The 16,355-nt window shown below is 40.1% G+C and carries 15 protein-coding genes and 1 pseudogene; 1 reads left to right on the top strand and 15 read right to left on the bottom strand.

From position 1 onward, the window contains the following. Window positions 1-144: 144 nt before the first annotated feature. The 9 genes from EWM62_RS09915 to EWM62_RS09880 form a co-directional block, all read right to left on the bottom strand. Window positions 145-1,014, bottom strand: coding sequence for an RteC domain-containing protein (locus EWM62_RS09915; RefSeq protein WP_129876485.1), 870 nt, complete (start codon window positions 1,012-1,014; stop codon window positions 145-147). A gap of 127 nt (window positions 1,015-1,141) precedes the next feature. Further along, window positions 1,142-1,375, bottom strand: a complete 234-nt coding sequence (locus EWM62_RS09910) for a helix-turn-helix domain-containing protein (protein ID WP_129876484.1) — start codon at window positions 1,373-1,375, stop codon at window positions 1,142-1,144. A 96-nt stretch (window positions 1,376-1,471) separates the two neighbouring features. Then, window positions 1,472-3,409 (bottom strand): conjugal transfer protein MobC, encoded by a 1,938-nt coding sequence (gene mobC, locus EWM62_RS09905; RefSeq protein WP_129876483.1) that lies wholly within the window; start codon window positions 3,407-3,409, stop codon window positions 1,472-1,474. A gap of 11 nt (window positions 3,410-3,420) precedes the next feature. Beyond that, the gene (locus EWM62_RS09900) at window positions 3,421-4,677 is read right to left on the bottom strand and encodes a relaxase/mobilization nuclease domain-containing protein (protein ID WP_162499821.1); all 1,257 of its coding nucleotides are present in this window, start codon (window positions 4,675-4,677) and stop codon (window positions 3,421-3,423) included. Continuing rightward, on the bottom strand, window positions 4,632-5,057 hold the full coding sequence (locus EWM62_RS19320) for a MobC family plasmid mobilization relaxosome protein (protein WP_162499820.1): 426 nt from the start codon (window positions 5,055-5,057) through the stop codon (window positions 4,632-4,634). Before EWM62_RS19320 ends, EWM62_RS09900 begins: the two co-directional genes overlap by 46 nt. Window positions 5,058-5,232: 175 nt before the next feature. Next, window positions 5,233-5,493, bottom strand: a complete 261-nt coding sequence (locus EWM62_RS09895; protein ID WP_129876481.1) for a hypothetical protein — start codon at window positions 5,491-5,493, stop codon at window positions 5,233-5,235. 69 nt (window positions 5,494-5,562) lie between these two features. Further along, window positions 5,563-6,168 carry a ParA family protein gene (locus tag EWM62_RS09890; protein WP_129876480.1) on the bottom strand — a complete coding sequence of 202 codons (606 nt, stop codon included), beginning with the start codon at window positions 6,166-6,168 and terminating at the stop codon, window positions 5,563-5,565. A gap of 193 nt (window positions 6,169-6,361) precedes the next feature. Further along, window positions 6,362-6,685 carry a hypothetical protein gene (locus EWM62_RS09885; protein WP_129876479.1) on the bottom strand — a complete coding sequence of 108 codons (324 nt, stop codon included), beginning with the start codon at window positions 6,683-6,685 and terminating at the stop codon, window positions 6,362-6,364. Window positions 6,686-6,700: 15 nt separating this feature from the next. Then, entirely contained in the window at window positions 6,701-7,018 is a 318-nt protein-coding gene (locus tag EWM62_RS09880) for a helix-turn-helix domain-containing protein (protein WP_129876478.1), read from the bottom strand. A 172-nt stretch (window positions 7,019-7,190) separates the two neighbouring features. Here EWM62_RS09880 and EWM62_RS09875 point away from each other — a divergent pair, with 172 nt between their 5' ends. Next, window positions 7,191-8,885, top strand: a complete 1,695-nt coding sequence (locus tag EWM62_RS09875; RefSeq protein WP_129876477.1) for an AIPR family protein — start codon at window positions 7,191-7,193, stop codon at window positions 8,883-8,885. 274 nt (window positions 8,886-9,159) lie between these two features. On the opposite strand, the pseudogene map reads toward EWM62_RS09875, so the two are convergent. The 6 genes and pseudogenes from map to EWM62_RS09845 all read right to left on the bottom strand — a co-directional run bounded on the left by map (window position 9,160) and on the right by EWM62_RS09845 (window position 16,351). After that, a pseudogene (gene map, locus EWM62_RS09870) lies at window positions 9,160-9,925 on the bottom strand (type I methionyl aminopeptidase). A 110-nt stretch (window positions 9,926-10,035) separates the two neighbouring features. Then, window positions 10,036-11,115, bottom strand: coding sequence for a glycoside hydrolase family 43 protein (locus EWM62_RS09865; RefSeq protein WP_129876476.1), 1,080 nt, complete (start codon window positions 11,113-11,115; stop codon window positions 10,036-10,038). 6 nt (window positions 11,116-11,121) lie between these two features. Further along, on the bottom strand, window positions 11,122-12,261 hold the full coding sequence (locus tag EWM62_RS09860; protein ID WP_238989322.1) for a glycoside hydrolase family 43 protein: 1,140 nt from the start codon (window positions 12,259-12,261) through the stop codon (window positions 11,122-11,124). A gap of 9 nt (window positions 12,262-12,270) precedes the next feature. Beyond that, a complete protein-coding gene (gene nagB, locus EWM62_RS09855) occupies window positions 12,271-14,193 on the bottom strand; it encodes a glucosamine-6-phosphate deaminase (protein ID WP_129876475.1) in 1,923 nt (640 codons plus the stop codon). Between the two features lie 5 nt (window positions 14,194-14,198). Next, window positions 14,199-15,047: an N-acetylglucosamine kinase gene (locus EWM62_RS09850; RefSeq protein ID WP_129876474.1), complete on the bottom strand. Its 849-nt coding sequence runs from the start codon at window positions 15,045-15,047 to the stop codon at window positions 14,199-14,201. 11 nt (window positions 15,048-15,058) lie between these two features. Beyond that, window positions 15,059-16,351 carry a sugar MFS transporter gene (locus EWM62_RS09845; protein WP_129876473.1) on the bottom strand — a complete coding sequence of 431 codons (1,293 nt, stop codon included), beginning with the start codon at window positions 16,349-16,351 and terminating at the stop codon, window positions 15,059-15,061. Window positions 16,352-16,355 lie beyond the last annotated feature (4 nt).

Genomic DNA, 16,355 nt, shown 5'->3' with positions numbered 1-16,355 from the left:
TGCTTTAAGCCTCACCGCACCATGCAGTGATTGTGAAAGCAAAGGTTGGGGTAGTAAAAAATATTTTTTCACCACTTATACCTAAGTTAGGTATTTTTTATTTCCATTTGACTTATAAATAACTGAAAATTAATAGGTTAAAATTTAACCAAATTTTAACTTTTGTTGAGATGTGGCTTCTTCATCGAGCTTTTCTTCAATTCTTTTCAGCATGGCAAGTTTAAGTTTGTCCAAAAATGCTGTTCGTTCCTTTTTACGCTTGACTATATCAAGGTATTTGTGATAGTAGGAACCAAGATTAACATGAAATACAGTCTGAAAAAAGCCGACAACTGATTTGATCTCAGTATTTCCGTTATTAAAAACGCCCAATGCAACTAAAGCATAAATAAGTTCAACAAGATCTGTCTTGTTGAAAGTCCATGTAAGCGGTAATTCAAGCCCCATTTCCGGCGGTGTGTCGTCATGTTCCATTGCCTTTTGAAGTTCAAGGTTCAGGAAGTCCTGATATTTTTCGTTAGCAATAATCTTGGACAACTTGTAATCGTGACTTGTAGAATACTGTTCATCTTCTTCAAATTCCTCCAGATCAACATGCACATCAAATCCTCCGCGAGTAAAATAGAATTCGTCCATTTGTGTAGACCCTGAGCGGTAATATTGATAAAAGGTTTGATTGTGGTCAAAAAATCGTTTTATGTCCGCTAATTCGAAATTGATAAAATCCTTTATTATTCCTTCTCCGCCTGGGGGCGCTTGCATAATAAACTTGTAAACGTTTATAAAGTAAATGTATTTGCTATAAAATTGAGGTTTAAGAACCTTGAAAAAATAGATTTCCTCCTCCTGGCTCTCGAATGAATAGCTTGATATGTAATTCTTTAATTTATCCATCGCTTTTTTACATAGCTGAATAGAAGTTTTGTACTGATCTGCTAAAGATTCCCCATTTATAGAAACTTCGTTTAATTGGTTTTCTAAGGCGTTATAGAAACGCTCTGTATAAGTTCTCATGATAAGGTTAGATAGGTTTAGATTTACAAAATATTTATAGCGTAAGTCTTAAAAAAATCATCATGTACAGCAAATCTTAACTACGCTACTGTAATTAATGAAAATCAGACAATATGTTTAGTTTCAATTAGGTTTTTGCAGGCAATTCTGTATTCAGCATATCCACAAGGCTTGTATTTAAACCTTCGGCTATTTCCTGTAGGTAAATATATGAGGGGTTAATATTACCTGTTTCCAGACGTTGAATTGATTGCTGGTCTTTTCCGATGGAATGAGCAAGTTGCACCTGCGTAATCCCTTTATCCTTACGAACAATGCGGATCTTTTCGCCAAGGTCTTTTAATAATACTTCCTTATTCATCGGAAGTATAAAAGAAAAGTAAAGCAATTGAAATTAGTACAACGGATGCGTTGTATTATTCTTACAAATAAATATAAAGCAAAAATATTTCTTTATTCAACATAGTTTACTTAATACGCTATCAACCAATAATTTAATATCGCTCTTAATTTGATGGTATGACATCAAAATCTCCGCCTGGTCAACCGAACGGACGTTTGGTATAGGATGATAACCGGTTTCTTCTTGCCTGATTCCCTCGTGATCGTTTTGTATCAAGTTGTGAAAAGTCTTTAAATCGATCTTATTGTCAGGATTATCAGCAACCATACCTACAAATTCACCCGAGGATAATCCTGATATTTTTGATACGGGTATCGCAAAATCAAGTTGAGTTGATTTGCTAATCGAAGTGTCTTGACTATTTATTGAAACACTTTCCTTTTGTTGATTGATCTTACCAAACCGTTCTGATAGTTGCTTAGCGGTATCTCCTGTTACCTGGCCGAAAATAATGTTGCCGACAATATTTAAAATTACTTCTGCCTGTTCCCGGCCATAGTCTTTTTTAAGCTGGCTGTAATCTTGTACAGCTAAAGTAACTGCAACTTTATTAGATCTGGCAGTCGCAATAAGGTTATCAATACCATTAAAATAAATGGTGGGAAATTCGTCAAAAATCATACTGCATTTCTGTTGATTTTTCCTGTTAACAAGTTTATTTATCCGGTTAATATAAAGCGATAAAACCGCACCATAAACCTGAGATTTCTGGGGATTATTGGCGAGGCATACTATTTTTGGTTCATCTGGGTTATTAATGTCAAGTGAAAAATCGTTTCCACTTAGTACATAATACAATTGTGGAGATGACAACCGCGCCAAACTAATTTTGGCACTTGCAATTTGTCCTTCTAATTGTTCGTAAGCTTCATTTTGCCAGGCAGAAACAAAAGGATTGATCAAAACTTCTATTTCGGGTTCCTGTAGCAATACTTCAAAAAGGTCTTTGTACTCTACCTGCGCTAATTCTATAACATGGGGCAACGTGCAATAACGCCCGTTTTCATATTTCTTTAAAAACCACATGAGCGCTGTGATAAAGTTGATTGGCGATTCAACAAAGAAATCACCCTGTTTTTTAATCCACTCGCGGTTTAGGCCCAGCATGATGGTACGACTTGAATCCATTGCATCAGTAATATCCATCATGGTGTGCGGCTCTAAAGGATTAGCCCTATGGATAATATTTTCAAGATTGATGATGTATTGAGTTGGCTTTACTTTGTATAAATGTCCGTACTTCAGTAGAGAATTATAGACGATCTTGGTCAGATCATCATATTTGAAATCATAGACCAGCATGGTAAAGCCTTTTTGAATATGCTGAGTGATAATGTGACGGATTACGAAATAGGATTTTCCCGAACCCGGACTGCCACCAATTAACGTACCTCTGAACGGGTTAATGATATTGATCCAGCTTTTGCGGCTTTTCCCTTTGAGATTATAAATTGCCGGTAAATTGATGGAGTATTCATTTTCCAAAAGCCGCTCTTCCTGTGGGAAAGATTCATTTTCTTTATTAAAAATATCCTTACCTAAGTTAAGTTTGAGCATTCTGAAAAGCAGGCTTAACCCAGAAAGTAATAGCATATAACCAATGACAGTTAAACCAATATATAAAACCGCTATCGTTGTTGCAGGAAAATGTATCGTAAGAAACAGCGTACTGATAAAGTACAATAACACGCCAGTAAAACAATAAATGAATATCCTGCTTGCCTTTATGGATTCATCCTTTTTCCCTTTACTTCCCACGAGTGAAATCATTAAAAGAATGAGTGCCGCCAATTTCGCATACAGCACTTTGGTGAATACTATCATCTTTGATAGTGGCAATAAAATATGGTTTACAAAAGGCTTGGTCAAACCTAAAATCTGAAAAGCCGGATAACAGCTTAAATAAAAATGTACTATCAAAATAGCAATACTTAAAAGCCTGGTAAAGTCAATTATCTTTCTTAGGGCTTGTTCGTTTTCACCTGTTTGCATATTGGTATATTTTAAAGTGAGTGGCCTTTTCTTTTCTTCTTACGTTTATTTTGTTGCAGTCTGCCGATAGCGGCCATATCCTGTTGTTCTTCTTTGAATAATATGTTTAGTAATGAATTACCGTTGTTACCAGTCGCGTTTGAGGCTGAAATATTGTCAGTGAATTGTTGTGGCTGGTTATCGATATTGTCTTTTTTGAATAGTGGTTGACCTTGATTTATTTCATCATTTTTAAACCAATTAATCAATGATGCAGCACTGTAGGGCTTACCTAAATCGCTACCGTTAAACACCGCTTTCGACCCGTGGTCTACAAAAGTAATCCCGTATAAACGACCTTCTTCGTTCTGCCTAAAAATAACTTGAATGCCGTCTTCTTTTAATTGCTTTTGAAACGCAGTCTTAGAAATCGGGCTCGATAATGCCTTGTCAATTTTCGATTTAACCTGTTCTTTCAAAGGTTTGCGTAACACCTCATTCAATCGAAATCGGTCTTCGAGTGCCTTCAAAGTTGGCTTTCCGTAAATGCTGCTGGCCTTAATCGGCACCCCAAGTTTGTTTCCTTTTGCATCAAGTGCCCAATAAACCAACCCGTTTTTTTCGTACATTCTTGAATCCTTAGACCCACGATCAGCGGAGATATTGTATTGATTTAGTACTGCATTCAGTTCAGGTATACTTGTAAACTTGTACGCTTTTACTACCTCATTCACAACGTTTGTAATTGATCTTTTAATTTCAGACTTTCCATAATTAACCTGTTGCAATGGCTTGTTAATTACGGTTTGCTGTTTACCCTGATCTTCTGCCTTAACTAAGTTGTAGGTTAATTCAACCTGTTTTCTCGCGGTTTCTGAAGCCCTGTTTGCGAGTAAATGAAAGCTAATACGCTTGCCGTCCGGCTCAATATTAGTAGTCACAATATGCAGGTGTGGGTGTCCGGCATCATGATGCTGGTAAACCAAATAGGGTTGTTTACCAAAACCTAAACCATCCATGTAGTCATCGGCGATTTGCTGTAGTGCATCCTTCTCCAGGTTTTCATTCACTGCAAAATTCAAGGAAACATGCAGCGTATTTACTTGGGTGCGCTCATTGCGATTCGTTAAGTCTGTCAACCGTTGCAGCTTATCATTGAACATTAAATTGGCCGGATCTTTCAGGTAGCCTTGGGCGGAAATAAGCTCCGCTTTACCCAGCTTTACTTTATGTTCATTGTAATTTATTGCCCCGCTGATGCTTCTCCCGGTTTTAATTTTTGCGACCATAATTCTGAAAAACTTTGCATACGTTCCTTGATCTGCCCGATTGCCGGATCGACCTTGCTGCCAATAATGGAAAGCAGATTTAACCATAAGCGGTTATCCGCATTTCCGTGTGCGCTGTTAATTTGGCGAACCGCCTGATTAAGATTATTACCTATAGCATTCAGCTCTTTCCGGAGTAATGCCAGTTCTTCAAGCATTTCATCCATTGACTTATCCCGGTAATTTACCGTGATTGGTTTTTCAAGTAAGACACACCTGATATACTCGCTCAATTTTAAAAATCTTGTTTTTTTAAAGCGGGTATCAATTACCTTAAATTCGTTTGGCTTAAACCGCGTAGTTACTTTGCGCTCCCTGTTTTCTTCTTCATTATTTTCCATTCCTGTAATCTTTAAAAATCCGACCCTGAAGGATTTTTCCCATGCCCCCGACTGACCTCGGAAGGTAGGGCAAGATCCGTTTGTCCGACAAACGTTTATCTTGCTGATTGCTGTTAAGAGGCAATCTCCTCCTGTAAGATATCTTCAATTTGCCTGTATTCCTTCAAAATCACTATCATGTGGACTGCTTCAATTTGGCATCCAAAAAGAATTTTAAAGCATCAATACTGATATCCTTTAATGAAGTATCATGCTCCACTCCGTAGGATTTCATGCGCTTTAAAAGTGACTTTGGAATCCATACATTTAGCTGCGCTTCATTCTCTTTTGGTGCTATAGTTTGCCTGATAGGATGTACTTCCTGTATCGGCATTTTAGGCGCGTTCTTTTTAAGCTTGTCTGCTAACCCACCCAATTTATTTTTATAATCTGTCATTGTAAACCTTTCTTAAGTAATTCATGGCATAAGTGATTTTAGCGAATACATAAATATGTATTTATGTAATTATGCACTGATGCGGTTAACAATCTCTTCCGCTAAGGATGTGATTTCCTCTTTTGCTTTTACATCGCTTCCTTGCAGCACGCCGGCAGTAATTGAAGATCGTGCAATACTCACCCGGTCATGTACCATCGTTTTTAAAACGGGGGTTTCCATACTCTCCAAAAGGCCGCTTACTTCTTTGGTAATACCAGATCGTGGCTTTATCATGTTCATTACTATACCGGCCTGTATGCTCGCTTTCTTTGCTTGCGCGTCTTTAACTAATGCGATGGTTGAACGGATAGCCATTACATCAAAAAAGCCCGCTTTGGTAGGTATCAATATAAAGTCCGAAAGGCTAAATAGTTCCGGTAGCTTATTTGACAAATAAGGCGGGGTATCTACGATAATCAGGTCGTAGTCTAAATTTTTGATCTCTTGTAATCGGTCGTTGCCTACTACCGCCAGCCCAGGCAAGTCCTCCTTGATTTGAAGCAAGCTGCCTTGTAAATCCGTATCAACCAAAGCAACGTTAAGTTGATCCTGAAAACATACTGCTAAATTCATAGCCAGTGTACTTTTTCCAACGCCCCCTTTTTGGTGGGCTACTGTGATGATCTTTCCCATGTTATGTAATTCTAAATTGTTATAAATACATAATGCTGTAATTGCATAATGCTGTAAATCTTTAAATACATAGTTCTTTAATTATAGAGGTCTATAAATACATAATGCTGTAACCCTGTATTTCAACAATTACAGGCTTCTTTACCTACATAATTCTATAAATACATATTGCTGTAAATACAGAAATCTATAATTATGTATCAGGGAAGGCTATGCGTTTTGCTTCCTGCCTTTCGAATAATTTGGTTTGTTGGATGGTATTGAAAATCCAATCTTTTGCTAAAACCTTCCAGTTTTTTTGCGGCTTGCCAGAAACGGTTTTCCACTCCATACTTTCATGATGACGAAAAAAATTTTGGGCATCTAGTATGGTCATGCTTTGCTGATAGAAATAAATTGCAACATGGCCTATATTAGGTGGTATTTGGTAACCCATTCCCTGAATGGTAGAATCCGCCAAATTGTCATTATAATCTGCGATCAATTTTTGTTGCTGAATAACCCGCCGTTTAGCCATGCGCTTTTCTATCTTTTAAAATTTAACTACTGTAGCTGTTTCCATCAGTCCCTCTATCTTGTCAGCATCGTAATAAGTAACCTTGCCTAATTTGGTAAATGGTATCTTTCCATTGTCGCGCAAAGCCTGTAGTTTGCCGTGGGATATATTAAGCATCTTTCGAACCTCCATGGCTTTTAGCCATTTTTTGGTTTTTCCGCTTACCTGGTCTTTGAGTATAGATTTTATGTCTGACAGTAAAAGGTCCTTAAATTCTAACAGGTCACCAACTGTGATTAGTTGGTCACGAAATACCTTTCCATGCTTATCGAAATGTGAAATAGCCTTTTCCATAATCAATATTTTATCCGACAAAATTGAAAAAGAAGATTTTAAGTTTTTCACCACTCGTACATAACTTAGGTGTTTTTTTTGCGTGCCTTTTGTTTTTCACATATCGTTTTTGCGCCCGCCAATATTGTAAGACTTTAATATTTATCACTATATTGATCCACTATTAAATTTTATGATTGATATAAATTATCCAAACCTCCTTCAACATATTGAATATTTCTTAGTGCCTGGAAAACGTTCGGAAAGTGCCTCTTTTCTTATGTGGTATCTTGAAAATTATTATAGGCTGGATAAGCAAGAAGCAATTGATTGTGTTTGCGATCAAAATGGAGATAAGGGGATTGATGGTATTTATGTCAATGAAGCTTATGGGACTATTGATATTTTTCAATCCAAAATATCGCAAAGCGCCAATAGAACTATTGGCGATGTAGCGTTAAAAGAGTTCTATGGTTCGTTATCCCAACTACGAACGAAGGACTCAATTGAAAATTTAATAAATACTGGTGGTGATGCGCAAGTGGTTGGTTTGATTAAACGATTAAACTTACTTCAAAAAGTAGAAGCATATAAATTACGAGGAATTTTCTTGTCCAATATAGATATTGATAAAAATGGTGAAGCATTTTTGACAGAATGCCAAGAAATAGAATTTGAAGGCCGTTCATCGTTGGAAAGTACTTTTATATCTTCGAGTAGGAAGATTCCTGACGGCACGTCTATGGATTTTGATATTCAAGAAATAGATATCTCAAAATACTATGCAGATGCGAACACGATTACTTATATAATTCCTCTAAAATCTACAGAATTAGTACAAATGCCAGGCATTTCAGATCAATCTATCTTTGATTATAATGTTAGGGGACCTTTAGGGAATACTAATGTAAATAAAGGAATCGTATCAAGTATTCGAAATCCAGCCCTTCATAAAAAATTCCCATTATTTCATAATGGTATTACAATAGTTTCAAATAAAGTAACTACTTCAGATACAAAATTAAAGATTGAAACCTTTTTTGTTGTAAATGGATGTCAAAGCCTTACAGCCTTATTTAACAATAGGCAATATCTCTCCGATGATCTTAGAATTCTGACTAAAATAATTCAGGTTCCTGTGGACTCAGAACTGTCTGCTCAAATTACCGAATATTCTAATAGTCAAAATGGCGTTAAAGCCCGAGATTTTAAATCGTATAATCCTATTCAGATTAGGTTACAAAACGAATTTAGTCATAATTATGGAAACGAATATTACTACGAAATAAAAAGAGGGGAGCTAACCCCCAGTAGCATAAAAGTAATATCAAATGAAGAAGCTGGTATTTTACTTATGTCCTTTGACTTAAAGGAACCATGGGGAACACACAGAAAGTATCAAGTGTTTGAAGATTTGTATGTTGATATTTTCGCTCGTCCAGAAGTAAATTCTGACCGGATACTTATGTTAAAATTGATTGACGATTCTATTATTGGAAAAATTGGAAACATTAATAATCAATTAATTGCAAAGTATAGTTTAACAAGATTTGCTATAGTATACTTTATAAGAATTATACTGGAAAATGATGAAGTTGGTAAAGATGCTATCCTTCACCCTCAAACTTACGTTAGAGAGAAATTAGAGCGTACTGATTTTATCGCATGCATAAATAGAATAATTGATGACATTGTAGTTGATTTAAACATGGAAGTTGATGAGTTATCCGAAGATTTTGATTATAAGTCTCGCCTAAGAGATGAAAATTGGGTAAATAATTTAAGCAAGAATATTGTTGGCGCTTATCTAAAATTGGTTAAGTCAGGACGTTTGGGCTCGTTTAGTAAAGAATGGAGCGAGAAAACATTAAATCGCAACAACATTTGAGTATAAATTGTATATTTGTAAATATTAATATTAGTTCTTTAAACTACATCAAATAAGTACAAGTAAGTACAAAGTAATCGGTAACCTTTTAGGTCACCTATTGCTTTTAGGTCGATGTAACTCATTAATATTCAGAGGCATTAAGCCTTCAAAATATAATCCCAGCGGGATCACCTCCGGGGACAAGTCAGATAAAAATGACTTGTCCCTTTTTTATTCTTCAATACTCATTTTCTGTAGAAATTGAACCTGCAATATAAATGCGTTCAGCGTATTAATCCCAAATACCGTTTTGGGCTGTAAATACCACTGGCTGGCCGCTGGTCACCATAATGGTGTGCTCGTGCTGGGCGACAAAACCACCTTTATTGCCGCGTAGGGTCCAGCCATCGGCTTGTGTATCAGCAATTGTTGACCGTGTTGAAATAAATGTTTCTATCGCTACCACAGAATTTTTCTTAAAACGAGTTGTGTTATACCTGTCGCAGTAGTTAGCTATTTCATGGGGTTCTTCGTGCAAACTGCGCCCAATCCCATGCCCGGTAAGGTTTTTTATTACTGTGTAGCCGGCTTTTTTAGCTTCAGTTTCTATCAACCTGCCTATCTCCGATATCCTGACACCACCTTTAATGTTGCTGATCGCTTTTTCTTAGTATCTCTTTGGATGCGTCTACCAACCTGCCATGGCCGTTTATATCTTCGCCCAATACAAACGAGCCACCATTATCAGCCCAATAGCCATTTAACTCCGCCGATACATCAATATTTACCAGGTCACCCTCTTTTAGGATTTTATTCGCTGACGGCATACCGTGCGCCGCTTCTTCATTAACACTAATACAAGTGTATCCGGGAAAGCCATACGTTAACATAGGCGCAGAACGTGCGCCCCTCTGTGCCAGCAATTCGCCGCTATACTCATCAAGTTGCTTTGTTGAAATGCCGGGTTTGGCAAATTCACGCATCTTTTTAAGTGTAAATGCAACAGCATTGCTTGCCTGCTGCATTCCATTTCTTTCACTTTCGGTAGATATGGACATTTTTCAGATATTATATACGGCAATATTAGCAATTATAATCAACACACGTTTTCTTCGAAAACTTGTTCTTAATTGTTAATGCTTTGATAATATCAAATAGGTATAAATCTCTATTTTTCTCCCGAGGGCAGCTTTATTTTTTTTCCCGGCGGCACCGGTACGCCAAAATCGGGATTGCCGTTTGGCTGCCACGAAAATGGCTGCACCCTTATCTCCCTATCCCAGCCCGGTTCAGTCGATTTTTTGGTATGATAGACGATCCACCATTCGCGATTATCGGGCGATGTAGTAAAGCTGGCATGGCCTACTCCATAAACCTGGTCAGTACCCTGAAAAACCGGTCCGGTCTTAATCCAATTTTTGGCGTCGAGCGGCGTTTTTGTAGAATCTTTAAGTTGCAGCTGCCCTAAGCGGTACTCTGGCGTCCACGATTCCCTTGTAGAGTAAATGATAAACGTATGGCTGTTGTGTTTTAAAAACTCGGGGCCTTCATTAATATCCAACGGCCCGCCTGTTTCCCATTCTTGCTCGGGGCGCGAAATGCACATGCGTTCCGAACTTATGGTCCATGGGTTTTTCATTTCGGCCATATACAATTGCTGCTTGGTATCGTCGGTTACTTTATTATTTTTCCATCCCGACCAAACCGCATACAGGCGTTTGTTAATAGTGGTAACCGTAAGGTCAATCGCCCAAATGGTGTGCGACGGACTTTGCAGGTCGGCACCGGTGTTTAACATCCCTTTATCCACGTATTGCCCCTGCGGGTCATCAGTAACCGACTCCAGCACGCCACTTCGCTGGTGAATGTAAGGGGGGCCTTTAACACCCGCGGTATAATAGATGTACCATTTATTGCCTATGCGGTGCAACTCGGGTGCCCAAACGCAATTGGCATTCCATGCTTTTTTGGGTGCTGTCCAAACCACTATGGGCTTGCCCGTTTCCGATAGCTTTTTTGAACTACTAACGGTAATAACCGGGCGGTGATTTACTATAGCCGAAAGGCACAGGTAATAATTGCCCTTATCTTTAATCAACCAGGGGTCAGCACCGTTAATTAGGGTGTTTGAAAATGTCCGCATGGTATCAATAGCCGGCTTTTCTGTTTTTGAAGCATGGATAAATCCGCCTTTAAACAAGATAAAAAACACGGCTAAAAAGGTAACTGCTGCTATTTTTAATTTCATAATTGGTTAATGTACTAATGGATATGGCTGATTGGTTGTTGTAGGTCCTGCTAACTGCAAAACGCCCTGATTATTTATCGTCATCCTGTCAATAAACACCACGCGTTCATCGCCAGATGCTTTTGTACGGCCATGATATACGCAATACATGCTTTGCCCGTCGGCACTGTAAATTATACTGTTATGCCCGGTGCCGGTTACCTCCCCGCCCTTTGGTGTATTTTTTTGCAGGACAGGGTTGTTAGTTGCTTTTTGATACGGGCCAAGCGGGCTTTTTGAAGTGGCATACCCTACTGCATAATTTTCGCCGCCATAAAAATTGGCCGAGTACATGATGTAGTATATGCCATTATGCTTAAAAGTTGTAGAGCCTTCCGTCCACCGGCGGTTTACCTCGCCGCTAAGTACCGACCGGCTCTCCCATTCAGATTGACTGTCGCTTAGTTTTACCGGCGGGCGCAATACTACAACCGGGTTGCCTATCACACCACTAAAATCAGGTTTGATCTCAACACCATACACCCAGCTTTCCTCAATCTCTTTATACATCCCCTTTTTTATTACCAAATCGGCAATTTCGCTTTTTACGGGATGCTTATAGCAACAGCGGGAATAGTATAAATAGATCTTACCATTGGTATTAAAGAACACGTTGGCATCGATAATCGGGTAGCCGGGGTCAAAAAGCGGCTTATCACCCAAATCCTTAAAGGGCCCCTTAGGCGAGCCGGAAACAGCGACACCAATTTTAAAATTCTCGGCATCATTCCGTGTATTTTGCCGCCATTGCGCGCTATAAAACATGTAGTATTTGCCTTTGTAACTATAAGCCTCGGGCGCCCAAAATGCACTGATCCCCCAGCTATCCCTAGTGTTGCCCCAGTATACCTGCCCTTCGTTCTTCCAGTTAACCAAGTCGGCCGATGAATACGTGACAAATCCATCTTTTGCACCACCCGTGCCATACATGTAATAACTCTTGCTTACCGTATCATACAACACAAACGGGTCGCCAAGGGCAACTTTCAGGGGGTTTTTATACACTTTAGCCGCAGGCAAAGCAACTTTACTCTTACTGTTGTTTGAGCAGCCCCAAAACATTACAAGAGCATACAGCATAAACAGCCTGAATGTTAATTTCGCCATAAAATTTAATTAAAATGTAAATTTCACAAAAGCTTCTATAGCTTCATACTCGGCAAGGCCCAATTTATTGTATGCCCTTGCTGTTTCCCTGGTCCTGTCTTCGGCCCTCACCCAAAATTCACGAGAGTCGTCGCCCGGGAAAACCGGCTTGTCCTTTTGCGATTGATGTTTAAATATAGCATTCCGTTTTCGTTCAACCTCGGCCGGCGAAAGCGGCACGGCCATTTCTATTTCGTGGATCTCAAACTCGTGCCAGGCACCGCGATACAACCAGATCCAGCAATCGTTTATCCAGGCTTCGTTCTCGTTTCTTAACTGCTTTAACGCGTTATACAGAATATCAAAGCAAACCTTGTGGGTACCGTGCGGGTCGGCAAAATCGCCGGCGGCAAAAATTTGGTGCGGCTTTATTTTTTTAAGCAGCGCTTTTGTTTGTTCAATATCCCGGTCATAATTTACCGACGGCTGCGTTTTGGTGGTTTCATAAAACGGAAGGTCCATAAAATGGATATGGTCATTATGAAGGCCAACAAACCGTGCACCGGCAATAGCCTCACCTTTGCGTATTAATCCCTTTATTGTTTTTATAACATCTATATCGGCCTGGTTGGGCTGTTTGGCATTCAGGAAGCCAACAATATCATGATATAACAACTCCAGCTGACCTGAACCAAGCTGTTGATAGTTGCTAAAGTCCATCAAAAACTCAACAAAGCGCATGGCATCATGGTCCCACACCGCGGTGTTGCCGGATGTTTGGTAGGCCACATGCACATCGTGACCCTGGTCGGCCAGGCGGATGAAAGTACCGCCCATTGATATAACATCATCATCGGGGTGCGGCGAAAATATTAACGACCGTTTTATCGCAGGTTCGGCACGTTCGGGCCGCTGGCTATCATCTACACCGGGCTTACCGCCGGGCCACCCGGTTATGGTATGCTGGATCTTGTTAAATATATTAATGTTGATATCATAAACAGGCCCCCTGCCGGTAGCCAACTGGGCCATGCCATTGTTATTATAATCTTCTTCGGTAAGTTTTAGTATGGGCTTGTTAACTTTATTGGATAGCCATATTACCGCTTTCTTAATTTGTTGGTCGTCCCATAAACAATCCTTAACTAGCCAGGGGGTATCAAACCGGGTTAGTTTGGATGCTGCATCTGTATCAATAATAAACTGCACCTTATCTGACAGTTGTAAATAAGTGGCAGGCACGTTTGCCGAGATCCCCTCTTCAACTGCTTTTTTAATGATGGATGCTTTCTTCTGCCCCCAGGCCATCAAAATAATTTCTTTGGCTTTAAAAACCGTGCCTATACCCATGGTTATGGCCTTTACCGGCACGTTCTCTTTTCCGCCGAAATCAGGCGAAGCATCGCTGCGTGTAAGGTCGGCCAGTGTTACCAACCGTGTGCCCGAGTTTGGGGCCGAACCCGGCTCGTTAAAGCCGATATGCCCTGTGCGGCCGATACCCAGGAGTTGTATATCCAGTCCGCCATATTCACTTACTTTCTTCTCGTAGGCAAGGCAATACGCCGGGATGTCATCTTCATTAAGTGTACCATCGGGGATATGGATATTGTTGTGGTCGATATCAACATGATCAAAAAGGTGCTGGTTCATGTAGGCCACATAACTTTGCGCAGCATCGGGTAGCATGGGGTAGTATTCGTCCAGGTTAAAGGTGATAACCTGTTTAAAGCTTAATCCGTCCTGTTGATATAACCTTACCAGTTCGCTGTAAACTGCCATTGGCGTTGCCCCTGTTGCAAGGCCAAGCACCGTATTGCGGCCCTCTAAGTTGTTATCTGATATTACTTTGGCTATACGGTGCGCTACTTGTATGGATGCAGCTAACTGGCCTGGATAAATAGCTACGGGTAATTTTTCGAACCTGGTTTCTTCTAATAAATTTAAGATGGCCATTTGTATTACTGATATTGATAAAAAAGATCGAGGTGGAAATTTACAAGGTCATTAATGGGCGACCGTACGATAAGGCCAAGCTGCATGCCATAGCCGGCTGCCACAGAGGCAAGGATCCATTTGTAGTAATACGCTATCGACCCTACACAGTTAAATTTATACTGCTTATAATCGGGATACTTGCTCACCAGGTTGCTGAACAGGTTGTTAAATGAATCGCTAACCAATCCGTGGGCATAGGGATGCTTGATATTATCATACAAAAACCTGCTGTATGCCGCGCAAAACCGGTTAGCCATGGGTTTGCTGTAAATATTATCTATCAGTTCATCGGCAGTTATATGATATGTTCTTTCGAAAATCTGCCTGATATCACCGGGCATCGCGCCGCGTATATAATCGCTTATGATCCTTTTTCCCATAGCCCCGCCGCTGCCTTCATCGCCAAGGATAAAACCCAGCGAATCGATGTTATGCGTAATATTTTTCCCATCGTAAATACAGGTATTTGTGCCCGTCCCGAGTATGGCGGCAAAGCCAGGCTTATTGCCCAGGAGCGCCCTTGCGGCGGCCAGCATATCATCTTCTATATGGCAACGGGCATTGGTAAAAATACTAAGCAGGGCATCTTGTATGATATGGATCTTATCGGCAGCACAGCCTGCGCCATAAAAATAAATCTCGGTTATTTTTTTTGATACCCGGGGCGGCAATGCTTTTTTTAATGACCGGGCAATGTAAGCGCTATCTACAAAATAAGGGTTATATCCTTCCGTTTCGAAGAAAAAACTTTGATGTGCATCAGCAATACACCAGCTCGATTTTGTGGATCCGCCGTCGGCTATTAATATCATCTTTTGATTATTTAAGATCGTTTTGTTGCAACGCGGATCTTATGCCCCCATGTTGCGTACAGCCATGATGCGGCATAACATGGTATAACTATTAAGTAGGCAAGCTTTGCATTATAATTATCAGCAAGGTAGCCGTATGCCAGCGGGATAACCGCGCCGCCGGCTATTGCCATTACCAGTAACGACGACCCGGTTTTTGTGAAACGGCCCAGGCCATCAATAGCCAATGGCCATATCGACGGCCAGATAAGCGAGTTAGACACCCCCAGCATAGCTATAAAAAACACCGATGTATAACCATGGGTGTACAGCGCAATACTGATAAACACAAGCCCAAGTACAGAGGAGATTTTCAGCGCTTTTTCTTGGGTTATATATTTAGGGATACAAATAATACCTACAATATAACCGGCCAGCATCCCCACTAATGTAAGCGACGTAAAAAATTTTGCGTTTGATAGCGCGATGCCCTGTAATGCGGCATAGTTGATAATTGTGTTGCCCGCAATTACCTCAACCCCTACGTATAAAAACAGGGTAATTACACCAAGCAGCAAATGCGGAAATTGCATGATGCTGGTTTTGTTAACGTTGGCGCTGGCTACGTTTTCATCCTCCTCCTCTGTGTCAATTTCGGGCAGGGACGATTTGTAAACCAATATGGCCAATACAATTAAAACCAGTACTATAATTATATAAGGTTTAATTACAAGGTGCACCAGGTTGTTTAGTTCGGCCGTTTTTTGAGCCGGATTAAGGCCCCCTATTTTTTTTTTCAGCGAATCAGCATCATTTAAAATTACCGAACCTAATATGATAGGGGCTATAGCACCGGCTACGCCATTACAAATGCCCATAATACTGATACGGCGGGCTGCACTTTCGCGCGGGCCCAAAACGGTAAGATATGGGTTAGATGCGGTTTGCAAAATAGCCATACCGGTACCCTGTACAAACAAACCCACCAGAAAGGTGCTGTATGTTCTGCTAAGGGCAGCAGGTATAAACAACAACGACCCTACGGCCATAGTGAATAACCCTATGGACATGCCGTTTTTAAACCCGCTGCGCTTTAAGATCCAGCCGGAGGGTACCGACATTACAAAGTAGGATATGTAAAACGCGAACGCTACCAGGTAGGCCTGGAAATTATTCAGTTCGCAGGCTATTTGCAGGTACGGGATGAGTACCGAACTTAACCAGGTTATAAAACCGAAAATAAAAAACAGGGCGCCAATTATTACAAGCGGCTTTGTATTGTTCTTGTTTACCTGCACTTTTTCGGGACTTAACGCACTTAACATTTTG

The sequence above is a fragment of the Mucilaginibacter terrigena genome, from assembly GCF_004168255.1.
Lineage (GTDB): Bacteria > Bacteroidota > Bacteroidia > Sphingobacteriales > Sphingobacteriaceae > Mucilaginibacter > Mucilaginibacter terrigena.
The sequence above is the reverse complement of the archived record's forward strand: the minus strand, read 5'-3'. Positions and strand labels throughout refer to the sequence as shown.

What these genes read in the sequence shown, in the direction of transcription:
- EWM62_RS09915 (WP_129876485.1), bottom strand. Translation starts at nt 1,014, where the DNA reads ATGAGAACTTATACAGAGCGTTTCTATAACGCCTTAGAAAACCAATTA.
- EWM62_RS09910 (WP_129876484.1), bottom strand. Translation starts at nt 1,375, where the DNA reads ATGAATAAGGAAGTATTATTAAAAGACCTTGGCGAAAAGATCCGCATT.
- mobC (WP_129876483.1), bottom strand. Translation starts at nt 3,409, where the DNA reads ATGCAAACAGGTGAAAACGAACAAGCCCTAAGAAAGATAATTGACTTT.
- EWM62_RS09900 (WP_162499821.1), bottom strand. Translation starts at nt 4,677, where the DNA reads ATGGTCGCAAAAATTAAAACCGGGAGAAGCATCAGCGGGGCAATAAAT.
- EWM62_RS19320 (WP_162499820.1), bottom strand. Translation starts at nt 5,057, where the DNA reads ATGGAAAATAATGAAGAAGAAAACAGGGAGCGCAAAGTAACTACGCGG.
- EWM62_RS09895 (WP_129876481.1), bottom strand. Translation starts at nt 5,493, where the DNA reads ATGACAGATTATAAAAATAAATTGGGTGGGTTAGCAGACAAGCTTAAA.
- EWM62_RS09890 (WP_129876480.1), bottom strand. Translation starts at nt 6,168, where the DNA reads ATGGGAAAGATCATCACAGTAGCCCACCAAAAAGGGGGCGTTGGAAAA.
- EWM62_RS09885 (WP_129876479.1), bottom strand. Translation starts at nt 6,685, where the DNA reads ATGGCTAAACGGCGGGTTATTCAGCAACAAAAATTGATCGCAGATTAT.
- EWM62_RS09880 (WP_129876478.1), bottom strand. Translation starts at nt 7,018, where the DNA reads ATGGAAAAGGCTATTTCACATTTCGATAAGCATGGAAAGGTATTTCGT.
- EWM62_RS09875 (WP_129876477.1), top strand. Translation starts at nt 7,191, where the DNA reads ATGATTGATATAAATTATCCAAACCTCCTTCAACATATTGAATATTTC.
- EWM62_RS09865 (WP_129876476.1), bottom strand. Translation starts at nt 11,115, where the DNA reads ATGAAATTAAAAATAGCAGCAGTTACCTTTTTAGCCGTGTTTTTTATC.
- EWM62_RS09860 (WP_238989322.1), bottom strand. Translation starts at nt 12,261, where the DNA reads ATGGCGAAATTAACATTCAGGCTGTTTATGCTGTATGCTCTTGTAATG.
- nagB (WP_129876475.1), bottom strand. Translation starts at nt 14,193, where the DNA reads ATGGCCATCTTAAATTTATTAGAAGAAACCAGGTTCGAAAAATTACCC.
- EWM62_RS09850 (WP_129876474.1), bottom strand. Translation starts at nt 15,047, where the DNA reads ATGATATTAATAGCCGACGGCGGATCCACAAAATCGAGCTGGTGTATT.
- EWM62_RS09845 (WP_129876473.1), bottom strand. Translation starts at nt 16,351, where the DNA reads ATGTTAAGTGCGTTAAGTCCCGAAAAAGTGCAGGTAAACAAGAACAAT.